Raw genomic sequence first — 25,104 nt, forward strand, 5'->3', positions numbered from 1 at the left:
CGGTATTGATGACCATCTTTCGCACGCTGAAACGACGCGGATACCATCCGATCCAAACCCTCGTCGCCGCGCTTCGGGAATATATCCGCACCGGCCATTTACCCCCATTCCCTCCCTTTCTCACTTCTGATGGCTGACCTGTTACGAGATTTCTATAATATCCCTCAAATTGACATTTCTGTTGATGCAGTGAAAAAACTAATTGCAATCCATTCCGCTGACTCAAAAACGATTAGTCTCACTACCCAAAAGGATTTTAAACAAGTCCTTAAACTGGAACGTGTTACGGCAATGGGCGTCGCAAATAACGTAACGACCAATGAAAAATCTTCCTATTATAACATTACGATTCATGGTAATATGAAGATCAAACAGGCAACTGCCGATATCGATGTGATCAATCAAGATCAAATCACAAACCATTTTGCTGTTGCATTAAGTCCTGAAAGCATTGTTCAAGCATCCTCTTATAGCCGATTTATTTTGGATACTCCATTTTGTTTTTCAATCGATCACCGTTCCAAACCTCCTATTGTCCCTTTCCCTGATTTATTTGAGTTTGAAGATTGGGATCAATTGTTGAACAGTTTGAACGTCGGGGAAACGATTGAAATACCTTTTGAAGATGTTATTGATTTAATTAAACCAAAACCAACCTATAAGGTACTTAGCAATCTTACCCATTTAACGGGAGAAATGAGAATAAGTTTGGGTAACGAGACTATTCAAATTGATTCTAAATCAGACGGCGTAATCAATATTGTTTATGATATGGAAAATCCGCAAAACAATGTTAGTCGAGAGTTTAGCATGATCGGGACGCTTTCCAGAAACTATTCGATTCAACTAAACAAGGAAAATCCATATATTGTTAATGATCTTCGTTACGAATCGATTGCGGATTATTCAATAAATCATGCTCCGATGCAGAGTATTATCGAAAGGATAAAAAAAGTAGAAAATGCGGAATCTAAAAACGAATAAATAAATTAACTTCTAAACGGTTACCTCATCACTATTTAGTATTGCTTATTAATGAGCCGATTCGTTCGGCCCATTTTTTTTGTAAGTAGAGATAGCGGCTTATATGTACGATGGTCTCATTTCCGCCCATTTTCGCGACTTGGTCCTCCGCGCCGTGGAGAAATCCAACGGCGCCGAGGCCGTGAATGATACCTCTGCGTTAGGATTGTTGTTTATAACATCCCATCCCCGCAAAAATCGAATGGACCGCTTCAACGTTGTCGTCTCAATTGGTCGATTCGTTATTCGCTGCGAAACGCGAAGGAATCACGGAGGAAATCAAGAACGGGGCTATGCGTCCAAGGGGAAGAATATGGACGGCTCCACCCAGTTTAATCGCTTCCTTGGGCATACCGAAAACGACGCATGAATCTTCGTCTTGAGCGATCGTCAAGGAGCCTAAGTCCCGCATCGCTTTCAATCCAACCGAGCCGTCGCCGCCCATCCCCGTTAAAATGACGCCCATCGTTTTTCCGCCCACGTGCTGGGCGACGGAATGGAATAAAACGTCGACGGATGGCCGATGCCGATTGACGGGCGGCGTTTCCAGCAATTTGACGCGCATATGGGCGCCTGCGCGGTGGACTTCCATATGATGGCTTCCCGGAGCGATCAGGGCGGTTCCCGGTTGGACGTAATCGCCATCCGTCGCTTCTTTGACTTCGATGCGGCACAACGTGTTGAGCCGGTCGGAAAACGCCTTGGTGAAACCCGGCGGCATGTGCTGCACAATGACGATTCCGGGCAGGTTGACCGGCAAATCGACAAGCACATCTTTAATCGCTTCAGTGCCGCCCGTGGATGCGCCGATGGCGATCAACTCGTAATGAGAAGTCCGGAAGACCGGCAACGGCGGCGGCGCAACAGGTTTTCCGGCTGCGCGTTCCACTCCTGCAGGCTTATTGATCGGCGCAAAGGATTTGCGAGGGTAGACTTTCCCCTTGCTGCGGGCGACGGCCAATATCTTTTGCGTCAGCAATTCTCCGATTTCTTCCATGCTGGCGGAGCCGAAGGCATGAGGCTTCGTTACGAAATCGACGGCTCCAAGTTCCAAGGCTTTTACCGTTGCATAAGCGCCGCGTTCGGTATGAGCGCTGACCATGATGACGGGAAGGTGAAATTTTTGAACGATTTCCGGCAGTACTTCCAGTCCCCCCTTCGTGCGCATTTCTACGTCCAAAGTGATGACGTCGGGATTCAGAGTTGGGATTTTTTGGAGAACGAAACTGCCGTCTTGCGCCGTTCCTACTACTTCAATGGCAGGATTTTGACTCAGTAAATCGCTAAGAATCTTTCGAACTAGCGCGGAATCGTCAACGATCAGTACGCGAACTCGCTCCGGCATTGAATAGTATCCTTTTTGTTGTTTTTCGTCTGGGGATTTAATATACGCCGTTGCTTGCGATTTTGAGGCATTGACGAATAATAATCCCAATCCATAAATTATTTTATGGCTCCAATGGATTTTTTTCTATGCGGCGGAACCCACTAAGGTTGTTTCGATGAGAGAAACAGCGTCCAATATGAGAATGACGCGGCCATTGCCCAAAATGGCTGCGCCCGCTACGTAAGGAGCATGGGTGATGTCTCCTCCCAGCGATTTGATGACGATTTCCTCTTCATTCACCATGCGATCGACGATCAATCCGGCGTAGGTGTCTCCATGCTTCAAGACGGCGACGTAAAACCGGTCTGGTTCTTCTTCTACGATCTCCATTTCCATGACGTTTTTCAGGTTCAAGATGGGGACGACGCTATTGCGCAATCGGATGACTTTTCCTTGACCCTTTACGGTATAAATTTCCTTGCGGGTAATGCGTATGGTTTCCGAGATATGTGAAATGGGGATGGCGTACATTTCATTTTGCGATTCCACAAGCAACGCTTGGATAATCGCCAAGGTCAAAGGCAATTTAATATAGAACGTCGCGCCTTTCCCTACTTCCGTCTCGATATCGATGGTTCCCCCCAATTGATCGATGGAGCGCCGAACGACGTCCATTCCGACTCCCCGCCCCGAAATATCCGTCACTTCTTTGGCGGTGGAAAAACCGGCGCGGAAGACAAGGTTCAGGCATTCCCGCTGCGACATAGCAGCCGCTTCTTCCGGCGTAATAGTGCCTTTTTCAACGGCTTTGGCTTTCAACTTTTCCGGATCGAGACCCTGGCCGTCATCTTTTACGGAAATAATGATGCAGTTGCCGACATGGTAGGCGTTCAGATGCAGCAAGCCTTCGGGCGATTTGCCTTTGGCTCTACGCTCTTCCGGCGATTCGATGCCGTGATCTACGGAATTGCGCACCATGTGCATCAAGGGGTCTCCGATTTGGTCGATGATTTTTTTATCCAGTTCGGTCTCCTCGCCTTCGATTACGAGATTCACTTTTTTTCCGCGGTTATGGGAGAGGTCGCGCACTACCCGGCGATAGCGGGAAAAAACGGTGCCAATAGGAACCATGCGCGTATCCATGATCGTTTCCTGCAACTGGGTCAGAAACATTCCCTGGTGGAGAATGGTGTTCAGCAATTCTTCTTCGATGCCGCCTTTGCCGTTTTTATAGATAAGTTGTTGTCCTAATTCTTGCGCTCGTCCGCGTTGGATGACCATTTCAGCGGCGAGATTGAGCAGACGGTCCAATTTTTCGATATTTACGCGGACGGTTTGGAGTTTCGAGGGATCTTCCCGGCGATCGAAGGATGTGGCGACGTCTTTTTTTTCTTCCTTGATGGATTCGCCTCCCGCAGGAGCGATCTCTTTAGACGGTTCTTCATGGGGCCATTCGAATTGTTCGGCTTGGGTTACTTCGCGGATGTCGCAACGCTCCACTTCCGATACCTGAGCGGCTTGTACGATCGCTTTCCCATCGCTTTTGGTGGAAAAAAGGATGGCGAACGATCGTCCGAATTCCTCCTGTTCGTTCATCAGGTCCGGTTCCGTTTTAACGACCGTTCCGATTTTGGAAAGATTGCTGGCGATCAAAAAAGCGCGCGTGGCGGCCATCTGTACGTTGGGCGCGAAGACGATCGTTATCTCGAAGAGTTTATCCCCAGCGAGCCGCAATTCATCGATTTTGATGCGGGCGTCTTCATCCATACGGATGCGGGGAGAATCCGATTTGGCGGCTATTTTGGGAGATTTCTCCGGAGCGCCTCCCGAAACGATAGCATGGAAAACTCCAATCAGTTCTTCGGCTCTGCGTTTCGTCGTATTGCGCGTCGCCTCTGTTTCTTCGTCTTGCAATTGAGAGAGCATCTCCTTCAAAACGTCGAAGCTTTTGAAGAGAAGGTTGACGGTTTCTACGGTGAGTTCCGCGTTCGAGTCTCTCAAATGCCCAATCAGATCTTCCATGCGGTGCGTAAATTCGCTCACATGCATGAAGCCTACCATCGCGGAAGAGGATTTCATGGTATGGGCGGAACGGAAAAGCCCATCCAAAGCGGAGCGATTCGCTGAATTTTTTTCCAGATCGAGGAGAGCCTCCGTCATCAATTCAAGATGTTCTTCAGCGTCTTGGTAGAACAACTCTATATAATTTTGGCTATCGAACGACATGAAATTCTCCCTTCATTATTTCCGATCCTCGGCTTTCCGATAGATGGAAGGAGCGACGTATTGAAAATTCACGTGGGTTCCGAATAGCGTTTCGCTGTGTCCGAGAAAGAGATAGCCGCCCGGCCGCAGGACTTGCCAATGTTTATTAATGATTTGGTTTTGCATGTCATGGTTGAAATAAATCAAAACATTCCGGCAGAAAACGATATCGAAATTGGAAAGAGACCGATGATAATCCAACTTGAGATTGATCTTTTTAAAGGATATCAGGTTGGCGATTTCGGGCCGTATTTTATATCTTCCCGAACCTTTAAGAAAATATTTTCGCAGCAAATTGGGATGAACCGGCTTTAATTTGGATTCGTCGTAAATGCCTTGAACCGCCGCTCGTAAAATCGTTTCGGAAATATCGGAAGCGAGGATATCCAACTTCCAAGGATATTTGATCAGTTCGCTCATGAAAATAGCGATGGAATAAGGTTCTTCGCCCGACGAACAAGCGGACGACCATATTCGAATAGGAGACGCCGGACGGTTTTTGAGCAGGTCGGGTAAAAATGGATTCTGCATAAATTGAAAATGGTTGTATTCCCTGAAAAATTCGGTTTTATTCGTTGTAACGGCGTCAATGAATTCAACGATTTCCTGGTTTCTTCTCTCGCCGAGATCCAGATAGGAAAGATATTCGGTGAAATTGCGCAAGCCTAGATTTCTCAATCTTTTCGATAAACGATTAATGAGCAGGTATTTCTTGCTTTCCTTAATATCGATTCCGGCCGTATCGTAAATGATTTTCTGCAAACTTTTAAATTCTTTATCCGACATCGGAGGAATGGAAAAAAAGGAACTTCTCCTTTCGTCCTCTTCACGGGTTTGGTTGAAGGAAAGCGTCGATCCCGCCATAATTTTTTACGTTTACCTATCCTTATTTATTAGGTTCTTCCAATCCGACATAGATGTCGATCGTCCCTACTTCCGTATTTAAAGGGACGATAATCATAGGAATTTTGAGAGAGGAGATGCGGACATTTTTCGCCATTACCAAGGTCGGAGGAGAGATTTCGATAGGATATCCCGCCGATTCGAGGGTCACGGAGGCTTTCCCGGTAATAATATTGCCCAACTCTCCCAGCGCGCTGCGCGCCATTTCGTCAAACTCAATCACTTCCGCGCCCATCATCATTTTCGAGACAACGTTTTTCGCCGTCGTTTCGTCGAAGCCGTAGATCACCTGGCCATGAACGTGGCCGACGACGCCCAGAATGGCGCAAACGTCGCGGAATGGTTGATTGGGATCTTTCAATTTCAAAGAGCCTCGCTCCGATTTCAATTGGGCGATTTCTTCGAGAACATTGGCGGCGGATTCGATAAAAGGATTGACATATTCGACTTTCACGATCTGGATTCCCTTCCGCGATGAATGCAGCCGGTCCGATGAATTATCCGAGCCGAAAGCAAGATTTATTCTTTTTCATCAACCTAATACTTTTTTTACGGCTTCCAGAACTCGATCGGGTTGAAATGGCTTGACGATAAAATCTTTCGCTCCCGATTTTATCGCTTGCAATACGTTGGCTTGTTGTCCGATCGCGCTGCACATGATAACTTTGGAGTTGGCGTCGATCTCCATAATTTTCTTTAAGGATTCCAAGCCGTCCATTTCCGGCATAGTGATATCCATCGTAATAACATCGGGCTTATGGAGTTTAAACTTTTCGATGGCGTCGGCGCCGTTTATGGCTTCCGCAACGACCGTATGTCCCCCTTTTGTTAGAACGTCTTTCAGCGTTGCCCTCATAAATGCCGCATCGTCTACAATCATTACGTTACCCACGTCTCTCCTCCTAAACAAAGAAATAAAACCATCTTTGTTGTACTCCGTTCATACTCCGCAAGCGAAAGCATCGCAAAGAAAATAACGCACGCCCTTCGGATTACAATCCAAAAGCAATTTATACGCCATTTACCTTATCAATTATTAACTTTCGCCCGCATTCAGTATACCGGAGTATTCGTAGAATGAAAAATTATGTTTTTGTAAAGTTTAGTATGAATATTCTAATAATTCATCCCTTAAATGGAAAGATAATAAGCCTTTATTTTAATAAAAACTGCGCTAATAGAAAGAATTCTGTATCTTAATAAGCTACTTTCTGGATTTTTCTGTAGCCAAAACCGATAAAATTGTACCGGCGCCATCGATTTTTACGAATTATTAACTCATGTTACGCGGGGTTAACAAGTTTAACCCGAAGTTCCCCCCCCTAAAAAGTCATAAGTATATAATACTCTAAGAGATAAGCCCAAACGGAAAGTTGATTACTGGGTACAAAAACACTACAGGGGAACGCGAAGCAAATCCAGCGCGCGTTGTTGCAGCGGATTGGATTGAGTGATTTTCTCAAAGGCCGGCATCGACGCTCTTCAGGCTGCGAAAAGCCCGTTCCACCGTGGAAAGCCGTTTATAGGATTCCACCACTTTTTCCGACGCGTGACGTTCCTTCGGCGCGCTGGTTCGTAGGATATAGAAATGCGAGCGGCGATCAAGGCGACGACTAAATACCGTTTCCGGTACGCGCGAGCGTTCAGCAGGGGTTCCAGCTGCAAGCGGCGAAGCATTCCCAGAACGGCTGCCACATGACCATGAGCTCGGCTGCGAACGATGTCGAAACACTCTTCCAAAGAGGCGACGGCGGTTCCCCCTTGCAACAACGCGCGAAACGCTTCGACGAGGGAAGGCGGCTAATGGGAAATATTGAGTATGGTGCGTTTGCGGACTTTGCCCTTCAAGCGATAGGATTCGCGCAAGAGAAAGCAAGGCGGCGAATTGCGATTGGGAACCGTGTCGATGTACATGACTACATATTGCAAGCATTTACCGATTAATCAATGCCAAATAGCATAAATCAAGAGAATACTTTCATGTATACATGTCTACATTCCTTGCCTCACATAAAAGCGCAACTTCAAAAATTGCCAAAGGTTACGCCTTGTATTCCGATTATTTCTTTAGGAACTTCGGGTTAAACTTTTTTTGTAGAGGTTAACACGTTACAAAGACTCAAAGGTATCTTGCGCGATTGTTCCGATGGCATGAATGACCTAGTTGCGTAACGTGAGATAGTAACTTATGTAACAATGCGTATTTATAAATATCCTACGATCGCCGCTCCCTCATCGTATCCTGCCAGCCTTATTGGAGGAAAAATTGATTTGATTCTAATGCTATCTTAATTTAATCCTAACAAACCCGCCTTACATTATCATCCGTGCAGAAAGACCTGTCTTTTTTAGCCAGGAAAACCCATTTCAAGACCAAAGGTATTAGAAATCAGGAGTCTTCTCCCGATTCGAACAATACCAGCAAACTATTCAGAAGAAAGGGATTAGGTGGATGAATATTATGAAGAAATTTGGAGTCAAGGCTGCGGTTTTTTGTTTTGCTTTAGCCGGCGCCGCCTCTGCGGCGGAGATAAAGGTCGCTGAAGACATCAACGTTTCTACAACGTGGACGGCGAACAACACCTACAACTTGCAAAAACAGATTTACGTTCTGCCCGGCGCGTCGCTGACGATCGAAGCGGGGACGCTGGTTCAAAGCACAGCCAATCTCGGAGGCAGCCTGGCGGTATGCCGCGGCGCCAAGATTTTCGTGAACGGAACACAGGACAAACCAGTCATCATGACCTCCACCAACGATACGTTAACTTCCTGGCACGAAGGGTGTAATGAATGGGGCAATCTAACCATAATGGGAAATGCTTTGATTTCCGCCTCCCATTATGGCGGCCAGCCGATAGGCAGCAATGCGAAAGAGCCTACGGGATTGAACGTTAAACAGATGGAAGGTTTGACGGCGGCGTACGCGGGCGATCCCAATGTATTGTATGGCGGCAACGACGATAACGACGACAGCGGTTCGATCAGTTATCTGTCGCTTCGTTACGGCGGCAAAGTGATCGGTCTGGCGAACGAACTCAACGGCCTTTCGCTCGGCGCTATTGGCCGCGAAACGAACATGGATCACATCGATATCATGAATAATGTTGACGATGGCATCGAAATCTGGGGCGGAACGGTCAATTTAAAATACGTCAATATCTGGAACGTAGGCGACGATAGTTTCGATATCGACGAAGGTTGGCGCGGCAAAGCTCAGTTCGGTCTGATTGTTCAAGGCTACAGCATCGACGCTAGCCAAGGCTCCGGCGTCGGCGATAACTGTTTCGAAACCGACGGAGCGGAGGATTCCGACGCGCAACCGATAACAACTTCCACCATTTATAACTTCACTGTCATCGGCCAGCCGATCGATGGCGATCATGGAACCGCTTGGCGCGACAACGCCCATATGCAGTATCGCAACTGCATCTTCATGGATCTTGGGGAACAAGTAGTCAAGAACGACAATAGCGACGGCGACGGCGGATCCGGCTACGGCTATAACGGCGCGCTATCGTGGGAAGACGCTTGGAAGACGGACTATTCCTATCGCTCTTCCGTCAACGCTGGCGCCTATACGGCGGGCGCTTTTAACGATCCCGCCGTGCTCTATACCGTCCAGACTTCCGGCAAACTGGCGGAAATCAAGGATAGCGTGTTCTATAACAATCTTCACGCTTCCGCTTACACGGAGGCGGACGCCCGCGGCGTACGCAATGCGGAAAACAACAATGCGACCGCCGCTCAAAGTCCAATCCAATCCATCACCCGCGGCAGTCAAGAGACGAAAGGCGGCAAAAAGATGCTTCCGGTCGTTAAACTCAATCCCCTCGCGGCGAACGATGCGCTTACCAGCGCCACAGCCGCTCCCGCGGATGGATTCTTCGAACCGGCGCAATACCGCGGCGGCTTCGGCGCTGGCAATAACTGGCTATTAGGTTGGACGTCGGTTGCGGCGTACGGCATGATCGAATCGACCGATGTTTCGGAATTTGCGTTGTATTAATCCAATCGCAGATCATTACCCATTGATCGTTTGATTCCATAGGATATCAATGTCGATCCGATGGCGGCGGCGAAGCGTCCCGCCATCGGATCGTTTTATATTGTTTTTCAGTAAAGAGCCTCTTGAAAAATTCCATTATTCTTCCCCCAAGCCTGGGGGAGGTTAGGAGGGGGGTTGTCTTAAGTCTATTAAAATCAACCCCCCTCTAACTCCCCCCAATCTTGGGGGAAGAATTAAAAAGCGGATTTTATGAATTTTGCAAGAGCCTAATTAAAGATAATGAATACGAAAAAAAAACAAAAATACCCTCTTCTACTACTTTCCGTTTTTTCTGCTCTGCTTCTCTATGGTATGCGCCATCCTGAAGCGAAGGCGGATAGCGTCAAAGAAAACAACCGCCAGTCGATTAGTTCTATTTCGGATAAGCCGCTGGCGGTTTTTCAAATCGAATTGCTCGAGCTGGCTTTTTCAACAGCGACGGCAATCCCGATCGATCCGCATATCAACGACCGCTCCAAAGCCCAAGAAGCGGTTGTCGCCGCCTGTCTCAAACTCGATCAACCCCATCGTGCATTGGAATATATAGAAAAGATCGGCAATTGGCGCCGCGGTTCGGCCTATGCCGACCTGGCTTTTTACTATGCCCAGCGCGGCTCCGCCGAGTCAGCCCATCGCTGCGTTCAGCTAGCCGATCAGGTCGCCGAGAAGGCGGAAGATTGGCGCAGAGACCGCATCCGAGTCAATATCGTCAAAACGTTCGCCTGGTTGGGTGAAATGCAAAAAGCCGAGGAGTATGCAGCCAGCGCCGAGGATTCGGAAACGGGCAAAGCCGTTCAAATAAAAGCGATGGCGAGCGACGAATCCGCCTTCGACGAGCAGATGAAAGCGCTGGACGATTTGATCGCATCCGGCAAGTTTGACATTCTGAGAAACGCGTTGGAGGCTTGCGCCCGGATTTTCGATCGTTTTTATAGCGATGCCAAACGGCGTTCATTGGCGGAAGAGAAAATAAAAAAATCCTGGGATAAACTGCCCATTTTTATTCGCCTCGAACTGCTGATGGAACTCGCCGGATTCGCCTTGGATCATACGGACCGGCCGAAAGCGCTTGAGTTGGTCAATGAAGCGCAAAATATCATGGGCGCTTACCAATGGCCGCTGGAACACCGCCTCCCCATGATGGCGAAATTAACGGGGCTGCGCTTCCATACCGGCGACGAACAAAAGGCTCGAGCCGATGCGGATGCGCTGCGCGCGCTTTTCGACGCCGAAGGGAAAAAGATTGCGAACATCTACAGGGCGGGAGCATTGCGTCCTCTGGCGGAGGTTTACCGATCGATGGGAGATGCGAAAACGGCGCTTTCCGTTTATAAGCAGGCCGTTGAAGAAGGGGTGGAAAATCCCAATTCCAGACCTCGCGCCCTCGATTTATCCGCCGCTTGCTGCTCCATGGCGATATATGCCGCCGAACCGGACGCCAATCTATGGGAGCGGATTCGCCAGATACATAAAGGATTGGGACAACCGTGGTAAAACAACGTTCGTCTGGCTTACTATTTCTATTTCTTTCGATTTTATCGACAACGGTTTCTTCAGCGCAACAAATGGGCAGTATTCGCGGCGTCGTCTACGACAAAGATTTTAACGCGCCGCTGGCGGCCGCGCAGATTTCAATCGCGGAAACGAAAGAACAAGCCGTCGCTTCCGATGAGGGGAATTATGTTTTCAGTCAGGTGAAACCAGGAAAATATACCCTAGTTTTTTCGAAGGAAGGCTATACGCGAGAAGTGAAAGCCGATGTTGTCGTTTTGCCGGGACAGATGACGGAACTGGACGCCTGGCTGGCGGGCGAATTTGCGGAAATGGAGGAGTTTATCGTTCAGGAAGCGCTGTTAGGCGGCGGAACGGAAGCCGCGTTGCTTGAACTTCGCATGGAGAGTCCGGCGCTATTGGATTCGATCGGTTCGGACCTTATCAGCCAGGCGGGGGCGGGAGACGCCGCCAACGCTTTGCGGCTGGTGGCGGGCGCTTCGGTGCAGGACGGAAAATATGCAGTAATTCGCGGATTGCCGGACCGGTACGTCAATTCCCAAATGAATAAGGTGCGCTTGCCAACAGCCGACGCCGATAAGCGCGCCGTGCAATTGGATCAATTCCCCTCGGCGGCGATCGAGAGCATACAGGTTAGCAAGACCTTTACGCCGGATCAACAAGGCGATGCTTCCGGCGGAGCGGTGAACGTGGCGCTGAAAGGCATCCCCGAAGATACATTGATTAAACTGAGCGGCCAATTCAGCGGCAATACGCTGGTAACGGCCAATGACGATTTTCTCTCTTCCAAGGGCGGGGGAGTGAATCTATTGGGTTGGAAAGATCGAGACATTCAATATGGCAGCCTGGGCGGCGATTGGGATGGCGCCGTGGGCGTTTTGCGCGGCGATGCGCCTATCGATTCGAAATGGTCGACAGCGGCCGGCGGGAAATACGTATTCGATAACGGGCTGAAACTCGGCGGTCTCGCCAGTTTTTTTTACGAGCGGGACAGTTCGTTCTTCGACGACGGAATTGACGATAAGTATTGGGTGGCGACGCCCGGCGCGACGATGACTCCTCAATACGTCCAGGGAACGCCGATACAGGGGGATTTCAAAACGCAGATGTTCGACATTGCGCAAGGAAGCGAAGAAGTGAAATGGGGCGGATTGGGCGTGGTCGGCGCGGAAACGGAAAATCATTCCTTGACCCTGCTGAACATGTACACCCGGGTGGCGGAAGATGTCGCCACCCTCGCCGAAGATACGAGGGGAAAAGCCTATTATTTCCCCGGTTACAATCTCTTTGATCCCTCCGATCCGGGAAACCTGGAGCGGGATGCGGCGCCGTATCTTCGCACCGAAACGCTCGAATATACGGAACGTACGACCAATACGGCGCAATTGCATGGCCATCATAAAAATCTTCCGTTTCCCGAGTTGGCCATAGAAAACGTCTTTAAGGCGCTTCGGCCCGAATTGGATTGGGGATTTTCTCGCAGTTCGTCCGACTTGAATCAACCGGATAAACGGCAGTTTGGTTCGATCTGGTGGGCGGAATCGTATAATCCGGGATTTCCGCCCTTTGTCCCGCCATCCTCCGATCCGGCGATGTTCCGGCCCTACAAGCCGGCGGCCAATTTCACTTTGGGGAACCTGCAGCGGATTTGGAAGGATATTTCGGAGGAGAGCAATCAGTTTTTTTTCGACGTGAAATTTCCGTTCGAACAATGGAGCGGGGACGAAGGCTATCTGAAATTAGGCGTGTTTAACGATGATGTGAACCGCGAATACAACCAGGATTCCTTCAGCAACTTCAACGATAACAGCGCCCAATACGGAGCGCCCTGGGAAGACTTTTGGAGCGATGCGTTCCTCTCCGAGAATCATCCCATAACGGCCGCAGACATCGATGTCGATTATCAGGGCGAACAGAAAATTTTCGCTTGGTATCACATGATCGATTTGCCGCTGGGCTCTATGTTCAAACTCATGGGCGGCGCCCGGTATGAAGAGACCGAAATCAGCATCGTCAATTTTCCGGAGAAAGATGTTACTTGGATTCCGCCCGGCGCTATCAGTTCGGTCGCCTTGAATCCCGGCGACGCGGACGTTGCGTTCGAACAGATGAATGCGCTGCCGGCGATCGGTTTTGAATTTACGCCCTTCGATCCGATTACGCTGCGCAGTTCCTTCAGCGAAACCATCGCCCGTCAGACGTTCAAAGAGTTGACGCCCATTCAACAGCAGGAATACTTGGGCGCCGAAGTATTTATCGGCAATCCCTTTCTGCAGATGAGTTCGCTAAAAAACTACGACGTTCGCGTGGATTATACCCCCTATGAAAGCGGATTGGTTTCCTTGTCCTACTTTTTTAAGGATATCGAAGATCCCATCGAATATGTGCAGCGAATTGCGGATTTTCCCTACACGACGGCCGTCAATTATCCCAAAGGCGAACTGAGCGGTTATGAAATCGAAGTGCGTCAACAAATGGAGCGTTTTTCGAATCGCTTAGCCGGTCTTTCCTTAGGAGCGAATGCCACCTTCATCGATTCGGAAGTTACGCTTCCCGCCGAGGAATCCGCTCTCTTCGACCAGCCGAATATTCAAGCGCCCATGTCCTCTCGCGACATGACCAATGCGCCCAACTATCTTTACAATCTGTTTCTGACTTACGAATTGGACGAATTAGGCCTCGCCGGGACGGAAATAGGCCTTTTTTATATGGTGCGGGGCGATGCCTTAACGGCGGGGGCGGGTCAGTCGAAAGGCAAATATATACCGAATGTCTATGAAAAGGAGTATGGGACGCTCAATCTGAGTTTGTCGCAGAAACTCGGAGAGAACTGGACTCTACAGTTTCAAGCCAAAAATTTGCTGGATCCGGAAATTCAAACCGTTTACCGATCCGATTACATCGATGGCGACGCGACAAAAACTTCTTACCGAAAAGGGATAGAGTTTTCATTAACCGTAAGCGCGAAATTTTAGAATACCCGCAGAGTATGGCGAATTCATATTTTCTTTCTATAAAGGGATGTGGAATTCATTTCCTCATTCTTTGAATGTATTCAACTAACGACTTATTAAAAGCCGCTAATCGCTGTTTTTTTTTCTTGTTGGGATGAGAAATCAAAGTTGATTCGTCATAGTTTATGACTCGCCAATCGCCGCCTAACAATATAAAAATATGTTTCTAATAAAATACAAATAATTGGGTGATAGATTACCTCCCCATACTATATGTTTCCGATCGATTGCTTATGGTTCGCCGGTTTTAAAGATAGCGCTTAAGTTTTTATTTAGGAGCATTCTACTCGTTGTATGCGGGCTATTTCATGCAGAAACTGAGGCGTTTCATAGGGAGTTATTGGTGGGGATTGCTTTGCTCGATCCACTAATAACTACGATTTTCGAAGTATTAAACAGCGCAAATTTTTTATTAGAACCTATTAAAGGGTTGTTCGAAAATGGAAAAATCGTTATTCCGCAGTCGTAAGTTGGCGACAGGTTCGCTTGTCCTGGCTTGCGCGGTCTTTTTTTTATCCTCTGGAGCCATATCCGCCGACAAAAATGTCGAAACGATCGAGAATACGCAATCGGCGCTTGAGAAATGGGTAGAAACTCGGCGCATTATTTCCCTAGAAAAACGCGATCTGGCCCTCGCCAAAGAGATGTTGAACGAGCGAATCGATCTCGTTCAGCGCGAAATCGATTCGCTTCGCGGGAAAAAAAGCGATGCGGAAAAGAGCATCGCGGAAGCGGACAAAAAACGGGCCGGGTTGATCGAGGAAAATGAAAAACTCAAAGAAGCCTTATCGTCGCTCGGCGGAATTCTCGCATCGCTGGAAGATCGTACAAAGCAATTGCTGAATCGGCTTCCCGATCCCATTCGCGAACGCGTAAAACCGCTCAGCCAACGGATTCCAGAGGATGCGAATCAATCCAAATTATCGGTATCCGAACGCTTTCAGAATGTTGTGGGCATCTTGAACGAAGTCGACAAGTTCAATCGGGATATTACCGTCGCCAGCGAAGTGCGCGTCTTGCCGGATGGAAGTTCCGCCGAAGTCGCCGCGCTTTATATCGGCATCGGCCAGGCCTATTACGCAGGAGCTAATGGAACCGTCGCCGGCGTTGGCCTTCCTTCCGAAGAGGGATGGATTTGGAAACCAGCTAACGATGCCGCTGCGCAAATCGCGGAAACCATCGCCATCTTGAAAAACGAAAAAATAGCGGCCTTCGTCCAACTGCCCGTCGAAATTCAATAATCAGGCTCTCCAACCGATATGAAAATGAAAAATATCTTTCTTCTTGCTATCTTCCTCGTCTATCCTTCGATTCTCGCCGCGCAGGATGCAACGAAAACTCCCGGCAATGCTTTCGAGAATGCGGCTGTTTCCGTGCAAAAACAACTGGAAGAGAGCATCGCCGAGCTCAACAACCTGCGCGAGCAGGCGGCCAACGAAAAAATTCCCCTCAGCCGCAAACTCAGCCAGTTGGAGGACGAACTGATCAAGGCGCGCCTCGACTATCAACAGACAACCCGTTTGCTCGACAGCCGCACGCTTGATCTCAGCAATCTGCAATCCGAAATCAAATCGCGCCGAGAGGAAGCGGCTTACCTTTCCAATCTATTAAGCGAATATCTTCGCAATTTCGAATCGCGCCTGCATATCGTGGAACTTCAACGCTGCCGCGAGCCGCTGGAGGCGGCCAAATTAGCCGTCGAAAACAGCAACCTTTCCGAAAAGGAAATTTACGCGATTCAAGCCCAGCTGGCGGCGACGTCGTTGGATCGGTTGTTCGATGCGCTGGGCGGCGCTCGCTTTGAAGGAACGGCGGTCGATTCCAGCGGATTGGTCAAGCCAGGCGTTTTTGTTTTGATCGGCCCAGCGGCGATTTTTCAGTCCAATGACGGTCAAAGCATTGGAACCGCCGAACAACAGCTTGGTTCGCTCGAACCGGCGATTTTTGCTTTCGAATCCCCCGCCGACGCCGAAGCGGCGGCGAAACTAATTTCCAATTCCACCGGCTTGTTCCCACTCGATCCCACGTTGGGCAACGCCCATAAGATCGAAGAGACCAAAGAGACCTTTTTGGAGCACATTCAAAAAGGCGGGCCGGTAATGTACCCGATTTTCGTCTTGGCGGGAGCGGCGTTGTTTGTTGCGATTTACAAATGGATTAGTTTGTTCTTCATTCGCACTCCCTCTCCAAAACGGATTCGCTCGTTGCTGAATACGGTAGCCGAACACGATATCAAGACGGCCAAACATAAAGCCAAAGCGATCGGCGGGCCGGTCGGTAAAATGCTGTCCGCCGGCATCGAACATCTCCAAGAACCGCGCGAATTGATCGAAGAAGTGATGTACGAAAAAGTGCTCACGACGCGCCTAAAACTGGAGCGTTTTTTGCCGTTTATTGCGATCAGCGCGGCCTCGGCGCCGCTGTTGGGGCTGTTGGGAACGGTAACCGGCATTATCAATACTTTCAAACTGATCACCGTTTTCGGTTCTGGGGACGTCAAAACCCTTTCTAGCGGTATTTCCGAAGCGCTTATAACTACCGAGTATAGTCTAATCGTGGCGATCCCTTCGCTGTTGCTGCACGCCCTTCTTTCGCGCAAAGCGCGGGGCGTGATCAATCATATGGAAAAAGCCGCCATGGCTCTCGTGAACCAGATCAGCAAAACGCCCTTCGATCAAAACGACGGTTTGGCTGATTTAAAACAACAAATATCCGAACCCATGCCGTTATCCTTGCGATACGCCGATGCTCAGACTCGACCGGCGATATCCGAAGGGATCGGCCAGTATTCGGAGGATTCGGCGGGCGATCTCATGGATCAACAGGTGATCTCCGTAAGAAATACCGCGACCGTAGAGGATGCCATTGATACGATTCGAGCGGCGGAGGGCGACGATGACATTGACGCCGTGTTTATTGTAGACGATCAGGGCAAGTATCTAGGACGCGTACGTCTTCATCAATTGCTGACCCGGCCCGAACACGCGCCGTTAGAGACGTTAACCGACTCCTCCCCCCTGTTCGTCCGCGTCGATGCTCGCGAAAGCGAAGTTCAGAACCTTTTCATGATGCACAATCTTATCCATATGCCGGTTCTCGATTACGACGATCAATTAGTCGGTCGAATTTCCCGCCGCGAGAATGGAAACTGAAAATGAGTGGGATAACCGAACATCTTAAGACGTTATGGGATCAGGCTCTTGCCATCTGGATTGCCGGCGGATGGTCCATGATCGCGATCGCGGCTATCGCGCTGGTCATGTTTGCGCTGGGAATGCATGTTTATATCAAACTGTCGGGAAAAGGTTTCACTTCGGTGAGTGAGAAAACCTGGCGGCATTGGATCAACCATCCCGGCGAACGAAAAGGTCCGATCGGCGAACTGCTTGATTTTGCCGTCGGCGCCGCCTCGCTTAAAGACTCCGCCCTTTTCTTCGAGGAGTTGCGCGCCTCGGAGATTACCCCGTTCGAGCGCGATCTGCGCGTGATGAAAATATGCGTCAGCGTCGCTCCCCTTTTGGGATTGCTCGGAACGGTAACCGGCATGCTCGCCACTTTCTCCGCCCTCGCGTCCGGTTCGGGAGGCGAAAAGACGATGGGGCTTGTCGCCAAAGGGATATCCGAAGCTCTGATTACCACCGAAACCGGTTTGGTCATCGCTTTGCCTGGATTATTCTTTCAATATCAATTAGCTCGCAAACTCGAACGCTACAAAGCGTTCCTGGCGCATCTCGAAACGGTTTGCACTCAGAAATTATACAAAAAACTGCACAAGCAAGACCAAATAAAACCCTATCGCGAAACCGCTCCCTTGATCGCGGCGGACATTTTATGGCCTCTATCCGAATCGCCGCATATTCCAGAAGAATGGGAAGCGCCGATCGCGAAATAAATCCTGCTAGCTGCCGAGGTACTCATGGGACGATTCCATCAGATGGCATCCGAAGACAATAACGAGGCGGGGATCGATATCTCGCCCTTAATGGACTGCGTATTCATTCTGCTCATTTTCTTCATCGTTACGACCACTTTTGTGGAAGAGACCGGCGTAGAAGTAGATAAACCTCAGGCCGCATCCGCCGTTAGGCTGGAAAAAACCAGCATTCTTATCGCTCTGACGGAAAAAGGCGAGGTCGTTTTCGGCGGACGCGAAATTGGCGTCAGCGGAGTGCAACCGCTCGTCAAACGCATGTTGCAGAAAGAAGAAATACCCGTAATTATTCAGGCCGACGCCGACGCGCCATCCGGTTTGCTGGTGCGCATTATTGACGAATCCAAACTGGCAGGAGCCGTCAAGGTAAGCGTAGCGGCGCGCAAGCCTACAAGTTGACCGCCGCGGCCGCTGAGGCCAATAGGTTGAAGGTTCTTGACCATGAAACGGGCTGGCAAAAAGGCCAATCGAAATATCGGCGGAGAAGATAGGTTAAGCGAATCGCTCTCTTACCAATCCCAAGATTTCAACTTTCCGCCTAAATCCCATCATGACGAAAAAACGCAAATCGTTCCGATTCCTTCGAGAGATCGTTCATCGCCTGTACGTGATGGTTGGCGCGGCGGCATTGACGGCGATTTTCTTTTTAGTTTTGCCGCTGATGCAGACGCTAACAAAGCCTCCCTCGACGGATATGATCGTTCAAGCGGCGGATACGGCTAACCTGGATGCGCCCGATCCCCCTCCCGAACCGGAACCGGAAGAAGAGCCGGAAGCGGAAGACAGGCCGCCCCAGTTGATGGAGGAGGCGCCTCCTCTGGATCTGTCGCAGTTGGAATTGGCGCTTAATCCCAGTTTGAATGAAGGATTGGCGGGAGGCGATTTTGCCGTAAAGCTGAACACGGCGGCTTCGGAAGAAAATAATGTCGATGCGCTATTTTCCATCGCCGATCTCGACCAAAAGCCGCGCGTCATCTATCAACCCAGCCCCATGATCGGCAAAGAGGCGCGCCAAAACGCCCCCGGAACGGTGTATATCGTTTTCGTCGTGGATCAACAAGGCAGAGTAGAAAATCCTATCGTACAGAAATCGACCAATCCGGTTTTTGACAAACCTGCGCTTAGCGCCGTAAAGCAGTGGAAATTCGAACCCGGCAAACGCAATGGCCAACCGGTGCGATTTCGCATGCGAGTTCCCATAACTTTTCCCAAAGGATCGTAAACATGGAAAGACAGCGTTCTCCATTCGTTGATTTCAGAAAAGCCGGAGCGCCGATCTCGCCTTATAGGCCCATCGCCGGCCTTCTATCATTGACTCTCTTTCTTGCGATTTCCGCCATCCCCAGCTTCGCCTCATCGAGCGACGGCAAAGCGTCTCCTGCGCCTTCTCCGGGTCATTTGAGCGAAACGGAACTGAAGATTTGGAACGATCCGGCCTTTCAAAAACAATTTGCGGAAAGTTATATGGCCGAAACCGAAATCGAGCCGCGAGTTACGGTTCCCGAGCGCGATCAAATGCAAAAAGCACTCGCATTGATCGCCTCCGACAAGATGGACGAAGCGGCCGCCCTATTGGAAAAATCGCGAAATGAAGCCGCCAGCGCCGTATTCGATTTCACCGCGGCCAATATTTATTTTCAGCAGGATAAACTCGACCAAGCCCTCGCCGCGTATCAGGCGGCTATTGGCAAATATCCCAAGTTTCGCCGCGCCTGGAAGAACTTAGGCATAATCTACATCCGAAAGGGAGAATACGAAAAATCGCTTCCGGCGCTGACTCGCGCGATCGAACTGGGCGATAACAGCGCTATCTCTTATGGCTTGCTCGGATTCGCTTATTCGTCGGTCGAAAACTATCTTTCCGCCGAATCCGCTTATCGCATGGCTATCCTGCTCGATCCCAACACGCTCGATTGGAAAATGGGGTTGGCGCGCAGCTTTTTCAAACAAGAACGGTATTCGGAGGCTGTCTCCATTTGCAAACAACTCATTAAAGATCGCCCCGAGCGAACCGATCTCTGGCTGCTGCAAGCCAATGCATTTATAGGATTGAATCAACCCGTCAAAGCGGCTGAAATTTACGAATTAGTCGATCGCCTGGGAGGATCCACCGTTGAAAGCTTAAGTATGCTCGGCGATATCTACATCAACGAAGAACTGTACGATATGGCCGTCAACGCCTATAAGCGCGCGATGGAAAAGAATCCGCAAGACAAACCCGATCACGCGCTGCGTTCGGCGAAAGTGCTTGCCGGCCGGGGCGCTCTGGCGGAAACCCGGCAAATCGTCGAGCAAATCGAGAGCCTGTACGGCGACCGGCTGCAAGCCAACGATCGTAAAGACCTGCTTAAAATCCGCGCGCGTCTCGCCGTCGCCGAGGGATCAGGAAAAGAAGAGGTTCGCGTATTGGAAGAAATTGTCGCTTTGGATCCCTTGGATGGCGAAGCGCTGATTTTGCTGGGACAAAATAGCAGCCGCAACGGCGATAACGAAAAAGCGTTTTTTTATTACGAACGAGCCGCCAGCATCGAAACATTCGAAGCGGACGCCAAAGTTCGCCACGCCCAGCTGTTGGTCGGCGAAGGGAAATACGAAGAGGCTTTGCCTCTTCTCCAGCGCGCGCAGCAGATCAATCCCCGCGACAATATCCAGAAGTACCTTGAACAAGTCGAGCGCGTCTCGAAAACCCGTTGAACACCGATTTTCACAGCCCCTCTAACCTTCAGAATTAGGCCAAGATTTTGGCCGTGAGAGAAAAGGTCTAGGCGGTAAAAATTATCTTCAATGTCCGTCCCTCCAGCCAGGGGACGGCGATCGGTTCTTGAAGTTTCTTGACGCCGAGCAAGATGGACGTATGCGCCCGCTTGCGAATCCGAACCTCGAAATTTTGCCCATCGAAAAGAACGCGTCCGGGCATGTCCACAAAACGGCGAAAGAGATCGGGAGCGAGTTTCTTTTCGAAGCGCGGCAAATCCTGCGCGAAACGGCGATACAACAAACTGGCCATGACGCTCAGCAGGAGATCGAAAAAGATACGAATCATGATTGGCGAGGAGAGCGCGTTAAGATGGAAGAAATTTACCAGTTCCGCCAGTTTGTTTTCAATGCGCCTGCGGCGCGCATAGACCGAGAGAATCTCTACCAATTCCATGTCTCGATGGTTGGTAATGACGTAGGTAGGCTCCGCTCGCCCATGATCTTTCATGATGATTTGCCGAAAGGTGTTTGAACACCCCTTCAAGGCCGCCTCGCTTTCATGGACGAGGAAGGTCTGATGTTTTCGTTTGGGAATAGGCAATTTGACTTTTTGCCAACCAGAATCTGGAAGGGCTTCCGTCTGTTCCGCCAGGCTTTTTCCGCGCGTTCTCAAGGTGATGAATTTCACCTTGGCCTCGTCCAATTGGCCTAAGATTTTGTACGTCGTCAAGCGGGAATCGAAAACCAGGGTCTCCTGGATCACCCCTTTGATATCTTTCCAATAATCGACGAAATGCAAAATTTCTTGCGAACCGTCTTGACGCAGCGCATCGGCGTTGGCGTACAACAGAACGCGGGTTTCCGCATCCTGCGCGAAGAACGTATTCGCCCCTTTCATGGCCTTGCGGCGCGCCTGGCGCCATACCTTTTCCATCTCGGATTGATCGCCGAAATGGGGAATGGAATGGAAATCGAGAGTGATGGTCTGACCGGAAAACAGAGCCGGTTCCCCCGCGGTCAACCGGTGCATAATCTCTTTCTGCAGGCGTTGGCAAAGGTCGGCGGAAAGCCGGCAGGAATAGGTTTCCATATAGGTGGGTTTGGGAAGCGCGTTGAGTCCGGCGAACACGCCGAATCCCACGTCATGGTCGTATTGCCGCACATGACAGAGGCGTTCGCCTCCCATCAATTTCAACGCCAGAAAACTCAAAAACGCTTGCGTTTTGCCGATGACTTCGGATTGGGGAAGCGGCAGTTCCTCTACCACGTCCAAAATTCCCGATTCGAGGATGTAGGGAAGAAACGCGAAAATCCCCGCCACCTGGCACTCCTCGTTGAAGGGTTCGAGGCCGCCGAACTCCAAGTTATGAGCCGGTTGCGCCAAGAGGGCGTTGTTCTTGGTTCGACCGCGTTGGGCGGCGGTTCGGCGAGCGAGTTTGCCGAATCCGGAATCCTTCAAAATCCGCTCCACCGTGCTGGGACTCAATTCTAGATTTTCCTGGCGCAGGCGTTCGACAATGTCGTCCACCGACAGATGGCTTTTTCTCCATTCGCCAATCTGGTCGCGGACATACGGCGTCACGTGGCGATCTTTGGGGCAGGGGGAGGGCGGCGGGAAAAAGTTCAGTTTCCCGGCGCGCAGATCATGAGCCAGGGCGTAGAGCGACTTTTCCTTAAAACCGAAGCGCTGGGCGGCTTCGGCGGCGGAAAGGCCTTCGAGAGCGTAGGCGCGCAAGGCTTCGTACTGGCGATGCTTGCACAGAACAATGGTGTCGAAAATACCCGTTGATGAGCCTGGTTGGAGACGTTAAGGCGATTGCCATGGTTGAAAGGTTCATAGGGCATGAACTTTATCCCGGTTAGGAGACTTACCTGATACACGTCCTCCGGTCGGACCGATTTCTTTTTGAAAGAGAAGTAAGAGGTCTACTATGAGAAAGCGCAATTCGAAGATTCAAAGAGAGTCGTCAGGAGCCTCGCCGTCGTTGCAATCGATCAATCCGGATGCGGCAGGAATTGATGTAGGGGCGACAATGTTATGGGTGGCGGCGCCGGAGGATCGAGACGAGAATCCGATTCAATGCTTTGAAACGTTCACCGGCGACCTTCATCGGCTGGCGGAGTGGTTGAAGCAATGCCGGATACGAATCGTCGCGATGGAATCGACCGGCGTATACTGGATTCCCGTGTATCAAATTCTGGAGAGCCATGGTTTGGAAGTGAAGTTGGTGAACGCTCACCATGTCAAGAATGTGCCCGGACGGAAAACCGACGTGAAAGACTGCCGCTGGCTGCAGCAGTTGCACAGTTACGGGCTGTTGTCGGGGTCGTTTCGTCCGAAAAACGAAATCTGCGAGCTGCGCGGTTATCTACGGCATCGGGAGACGCTGGTGAAGACGGCGAGCGCGGAAATTCAACATATGCAGAAAGCCCTGGTGCAGATGAATCTGCGATTGGCTAATGTGATCAGCGATATTACGGGAACGACGGGGATGGCCATTATCCGCGCGATTCTCTCGGGGGAAAGGGACCCGAAGGCGTTGGCGCGGTTAAGACATCGCCGGATTGAGAAGAGCGAGGAAGAGATCGCGAAATCGTTGGAAGGAGATTTTCGGGAAGAGCACTTGTTTTGTTTGCGGCAAGCCCTCGAGTTGTACGAATTTTGCCAACGCCAAATCGAAGCGTGCGACCAGAAGATCGAAGAATGCCTAAGCCGGTTTGCATCGAAAGAGGATGGGGAGGCGAAACCGCTGCCACCCCGTAAGGATGGGAAAAAAAGATCGCGTCGGGGGAAAGGCGCCGGAGCGAAACTACGGGAAGAATTGTATCGGATAAGCGGAGTGGATCTGACGCAGGTGGATGGGATTCAAGAGCTGTCCGCGCAGGTGATTATTTCCGAAGTGGGGTTGGATATGTCGAGATTTCCCACGGAGAAGCATTTCGCTTCCTATTTGGGATTGTGTCCCAACCATCGGATCAGCGGAGGGAAAATTTTGAAGCGAAGCACGCGGAAAGTATTCAATCGAGCGGCCCAAACGCTGCGAATGGCGGCCATGATTGTAGAGAGAACGCCAAGCGCCTTGGGGACCTATTGCCGTCGGCTTAAGAGTCGATTGGGACCCGCGAAGGCCATCACGGCAACGGCGCGAAAATTGGCCTGCCTCATTTATCGCATGCTGCGGTTTGGAAAGGAATATGTCGATCAGGGACAAGAAGATTACGATAAGCAATACCAACAGAAAGTCCTTAAAAATATCAAAAAACGAGCTGCACAACTTGGATATCAACTCACTCCCAAACAAACACTTACGGAAATAGTTTCTTAGGAGCAAACCACCCGCGGTTCGCGGGCTATATCAGGCAGAAAAAGTAGAAGAGCCATCTTGGCTCTTTCTTTCGCTACTCAAGAGGCTGGAAGCCTCTTCTACTCTGGTGTTTCAGAAGAGAGTATGGAATTCGCCTCTCCTGTCCGCGGATGAGACGCCCGCCCCAGGACGAAATCGCGCGCCGGGAGCAAGCGAAACAGGCGCGGCAAGACGAGCGGGATCGAGTGGCGATCGAAGGGAAATTCGGCGAGGGCAAACGCCGCTACGGTCTGAGTCGAATCATGGCGAAATTGCCCGAAACGTCCCTGACGGCGATCGCACTCAACCTTCTGGTCATGAATCTGGGAAAGTTGTATCGGTTGGCGATGGAGAAAGGGCTTTTTGTTGGCCTTTTGGCGTATTGGAAGAGAATCAAAGAGGCGTCAGGAAGGCTTTGGCAAGCCCTTGGCGAGTTGGGATCTGCATGGATGCGCCGAAAGGATTCTCAGGCGACGCTTTCCGATCGTCAAGCGAACGGCGCCGCCCCCCTGCTCCGTCTTCTCTTTTCTAGGTAGTAAAGGTTTTTCAGCAAGCCCAACATAGAACATTTTCCAAGTCGTTCTATTCGATGATTAAATTTTCTCAATCTCCTCATCTCCTGCCTGTAGATGTGCGTAAATCTGGGTCGTTGAAAAATTCGAATGTCCCAGCCACTTGCTGATTTTATACAGGCTCACGCCGGCGATCGCAAGCTGAGAAGCGAACGTGTGACGCAAAACGTGCGGCGTAATCCATTCGAGCCCGGCTCTGCGGCAAACCGAGTTAAACGCGGTTTTAAACTCGTAGCGGTATTGCCAATGACTCTCTTCCTTGTCCGGGATAAACAAAAAACCCTTATCCTTCCGTTCGGGAAGAAGGAATTCTTCAATCCGCGAATGAAGTGGAAGCGTTCGGCATAAAGTGTACCCCATTGTCAAGACAGAAAAACGGGAAAAAGTGGTGGAATTCCGCTTGCGCCTTCGTGAATGCCTGAAGTCCCGTTTGGCCTGAATTCGAGGGTGGGCAACGGAAGGAGGCCGTAG

At 50.3% G+C, this 25,104-nt stretch carries 19 protein-coding genes and 1 pseudogene; 12 read left to right on the forward strand and 8 right to left on the reverse strand.

Going from position 1 to position 25,104, the window contains the following annotated elements; translation table 11 throughout:
- Nucleotides 1-129: 129 nt before the first annotated feature.
- The gene (locus AB1656_26580) at nucleotides 130-984 is read left to right on the forward strand and encodes a hypothetical protein (GenBank protein ID MEW6238964.1); all 855 of its coding nucleotides are present in this window, start codon (nucleotides 130-132) and stop codon (nucleotides 982-984) included.
- A gap of 265 nt (nucleotides 985-1,249) precedes the next feature.
- Here AB1656_26580 and AB1656_26585 read toward each other — a convergent pair whose 3' ends face one another.
- The 6 genes from AB1656_26585 to AB1656_26610 all read right to left on the reverse strand — a co-directional run bounded on the left by AB1656_26585 (nucleotide 1,250) and on the right by AB1656_26610 (nucleotide 7,288).
- Complete coding sequence (locus AB1656_26585; protein MEW6238965.1) at nucleotides 1,250-2,368, reverse strand: chemotaxis response regulator protein-glutamate methylesterase; 1,119 nt, start codon at nucleotides 2,366-2,368, stop codon at nucleotides 1,250-1,252.
- A 126-nt stretch (nucleotides 2,369-2,494) separates the two neighbouring features.
- Nucleotides 2,495-4,576 (reverse strand): chemotaxis protein CheA, encoded by a 2,082-nt coding sequence (locus tag AB1656_26590; protein ID MEW6238966.1) that lies wholly within the window; start codon nucleotides 4,574-4,576, stop codon nucleotides 2,495-2,497.
- Nucleotides 4,577-4,591: 15 nt separating this feature from the next.
- The gene (locus AB1656_26595; protein MEW6238967.1) at nucleotides 4,592-5,479 is read right to left on the reverse strand and encodes a protein-glutamate O-methyltransferase; all 888 of its coding nucleotides are present in this window, start codon (nucleotides 5,477-5,479) and stop codon (nucleotides 4,592-4,594) included.
- 22 nt (nucleotides 5,480-5,501) lie between these two features.
- Nucleotides 5,502-5,972: a chemotaxis protein CheX gene (locus tag AB1656_26600; GenBank protein ID MEW6238968.1), complete on the reverse strand. Its 471-nt coding sequence runs from the start codon at nucleotides 5,970-5,972 to the stop codon at nucleotides 5,502-5,504.
- A gap of 78 nt (nucleotides 5,973-6,050) precedes the next feature.
- Nucleotides 6,051-6,410, reverse strand: a complete 360-nt coding sequence (locus tag AB1656_26605; GenBank protein MEW6238969.1) for a response regulator — start codon at nucleotides 6,408-6,410, stop codon at nucleotides 6,051-6,053.
- A gap of 590 nt (nucleotides 6,411-7,000) precedes the next feature.
- On the reverse strand, nucleotides 7,001-7,288 hold the full coding sequence (locus tag AB1656_26610; GenBank protein MEW6238970.1) for a hypothetical protein: 288 nt from the start codon (nucleotides 7,286-7,288) through the stop codon (nucleotides 7,001-7,003).
- 691 nt (nucleotides 7,289-7,979) lie between these two features.
- Between AB1656_26610 and AB1656_26615 the strand changes: the two genes are divergently transcribed.
- From AB1656_26615 to AB1656_26655, 9 genes are all read left to right on the forward strand, one after another.
- The gene (locus AB1656_26615; GenBank protein ID MEW6238971.1) at nucleotides 7,980-9,524 is read left to right on the forward strand and encodes a hypothetical protein; all 1,545 of its coding nucleotides are present in this window, start codon (nucleotides 7,980-7,982) and stop codon (nucleotides 9,522-9,524) included.
- A gap of 279 nt (nucleotides 9,525-9,803) precedes the next feature.
- Complete coding sequence (locus tag AB1656_26620) at nucleotides 9,804-11,057, forward strand: hypothetical protein (protein MEW6238972.1); 1,254 nt, start codon at nucleotides 9,804-9,806, stop codon at nucleotides 11,055-11,057.
- Nucleotides 11,051-14,050 (forward strand): TonB-dependent receptor, encoded by a 3,000-nt coding sequence (locus AB1656_26625; GenBank protein ID MEW6238973.1) that lies wholly within the window; start codon nucleotides 11,051-11,053, stop codon nucleotides 14,048-14,050. Before AB1656_26620 ends, AB1656_26625 begins: the two co-directional genes overlap by 7 nt.
- A gap of 479 nt (nucleotides 14,051-14,529) precedes the next feature.
- Nucleotides 14,530-15,330, forward strand: coding sequence for a DUF3450 family protein (locus tag AB1656_26630; protein MEW6238974.1), 801 nt, complete (start codon nucleotides 14,530-14,532; stop codon nucleotides 15,328-15,330).
- A 24-nt stretch (nucleotides 15,331-15,354) separates the two neighbouring features.
- Nucleotides 15,355-17,241 carry a MotA/TolQ/ExbB proton channel family protein gene (locus AB1656_26635; GenBank protein ID MEW6238975.1) on the forward strand — a complete coding sequence of 629 codons (1,887 nt, stop codon included), beginning with the start codon at nucleotides 15,355-15,357 and terminating at the stop codon, nucleotides 17,239-17,241.
- Between the two features lie 2 nt (nucleotides 17,242-17,243).
- The gene (locus AB1656_26640) at nucleotides 17,244-17,981 is read left to right on the forward strand and encodes a MotA/TolQ/ExbB proton channel family protein (GenBank protein ID MEW6238976.1); all 738 of its coding nucleotides are present in this window, start codon (nucleotides 17,244-17,246) and stop codon (nucleotides 17,979-17,981) included.
- Between the two features lie 24 nt (nucleotides 17,982-18,005).
- Nucleotides 18,006-18,419, forward strand: coding sequence for a biopolymer transporter ExbD (locus tag AB1656_26645; GenBank protein MEW6238977.1), 414 nt, complete (start codon nucleotides 18,006-18,008; stop codon nucleotides 18,417-18,419).
- 151 nt (nucleotides 18,420-18,570) lie between these two features.
- On the forward strand, nucleotides 18,571-19,242 hold the full coding sequence (locus AB1656_26650) for an energy transducer TonB (GenBank protein MEW6238978.1): 672 nt from the start codon (nucleotides 18,571-18,573) through the stop codon (nucleotides 19,240-19,242).
- Nucleotides 19,243-19,244: 2 nt separating this feature from the next.
- A complete protein-coding gene (locus AB1656_26655) occupies nucleotides 19,245-20,714 on the forward strand; it encodes a tetratricopeptide repeat protein (GenBank protein MEW6238979.1) in 1,470 nt (489 codons plus the stop codon).
- A 67-nt stretch (nucleotides 20,715-20,781) separates the two neighbouring features.
- On the opposite strand, the gene AB1656_26660 is transcribed toward AB1656_26655, so the two are convergent.
- Nucleotides 20,782-22,452 (reverse strand): transposase, encoded by a 1,671-nt coding sequence (locus tag AB1656_26660; GenBank protein ID MEW6238980.1) that lies wholly within the window; start codon nucleotides 22,450-22,452, stop codon nucleotides 20,782-20,784.
- 196 nt (nucleotides 22,453-22,648) lie between these two features.
- Here AB1656_26660 and AB1656_26665 point away from each other — a divergent pair, with 196 nt between their 5' ends.
- Together AB1656_26665 and AB1656_26670 are read left to right on the forward strand one after the other, a co-directional pair.
- Entirely contained in the window at nucleotides 22,649-24,043 is a 1,395-nt protein-coding gene (locus tag AB1656_26665) for an IS110 family transposase (GenBank protein MEW6238981.1), read from the forward strand.
- Between the two features lie 110 nt (nucleotides 24,044-24,153).
- Nucleotides 24,154-24,387: pseudogene (locus AB1656_26670) on the forward strand (transposase).
- Nucleotides 24,388-24,654: 267 nt separating this feature from the next.
- Here the strand turns inward: AB1656_26670 and AB1656_26675 are convergent.
- The coding region (locus AB1656_26675; GenBank protein ID MEW6238982.1) for a site-specific integrase at nucleotides 24,655-25,104 on the reverse strand (450 nt) is incomplete at its 5' end.

The organism is Candidatus Omnitrophota bacterium (genome assembly GCA_040755155.1).
Taxonomy (GTDB): domain Bacteria; phylum Hinthialibacterota; class Hinthialibacteria; order Hinthialibacterales; family Hinthialibacteraceae; genus JBFMBP01.

Coding starts and splice junctions, on each gene's coding strand:
- AB1656_26580 (MEW6238964.1), top strand. CDS start 130: ATGGCTGACCTGTTACGAGATTTCTATAATATCCCTCAAATTGACATT.
- AB1656_26585 (MEW6238965.1), bottom strand. CDS start 2,368: ATGCCGGAGCGAGTTCGCGTACTGATCGTTGACGATTCCGCGCTAGTT.
- AB1656_26590 (MEW6238966.1), bottom strand. CDS start 4,576: ATGTCGTTCGATAGCCAAAATTATATAGAGTTGTTCTACCAAGACGCT.
- AB1656_26595 (MEW6238967.1), bottom strand. CDS start 5,479: ATGGCGGGATCGACGCTTTCCTTCAACCAAACCCGTGAAGAGGACGAA.
- AB1656_26615 (MEW6238971.1), top strand. CDS start 7,980: ATGAAGAAATTTGGAGTCAAGGCTGCGGTTTTTTGTTTTGCTTTAGCC.
- AB1656_26620 (MEW6238972.1), top strand. CDS start 9,804: ATGAATACGAAAAAAAAACAAAAATACCCTCTTCTACTACTTTCCGTT.
- AB1656_26630 (MEW6238974.1), top strand. CDS start 14,530: ATGGAAAAATCGTTATTCCGCAGTCGTAAGTTGGCGACAGGTTCGCTT.
- AB1656_26635 (MEW6238975.1), top strand. CDS start 15,355: ATGAAAAATATCTTTCTTCTTGCTATCTTCCTCGTCTATCCTTCGATT.
- AB1656_26640 (MEW6238976.1), top strand. CDS start 17,244: ATGAGTGGGATAACCGAACATCTTAAGACGTTATGGGATCAGGCTCTT.
- AB1656_26645 (MEW6238977.1), top strand. CDS start 18,006: ATGGGACGATTCCATCAGATGGCATCCGAAGACAATAACGAGGCGGGG.
- AB1656_26650 (MEW6238978.1), top strand. CDS start 18,571: ATGACGAAAAAACGCAAATCGTTCCGATTCCTTCGAGAGATCGTTCAT.
- AB1656_26655 (MEW6238979.1), top strand. CDS start 19,245: ATGGAAAGACAGCGTTCTCCATTCGTTGATTTCAGAAAAGCCGGAGCG.
- AB1656_26665 (MEW6238981.1), top strand. CDS start 22,649: ATGAGAAAGCGCAATTCGAAGATTCAAAGAGAGTCGTCAGGAGCCTCG.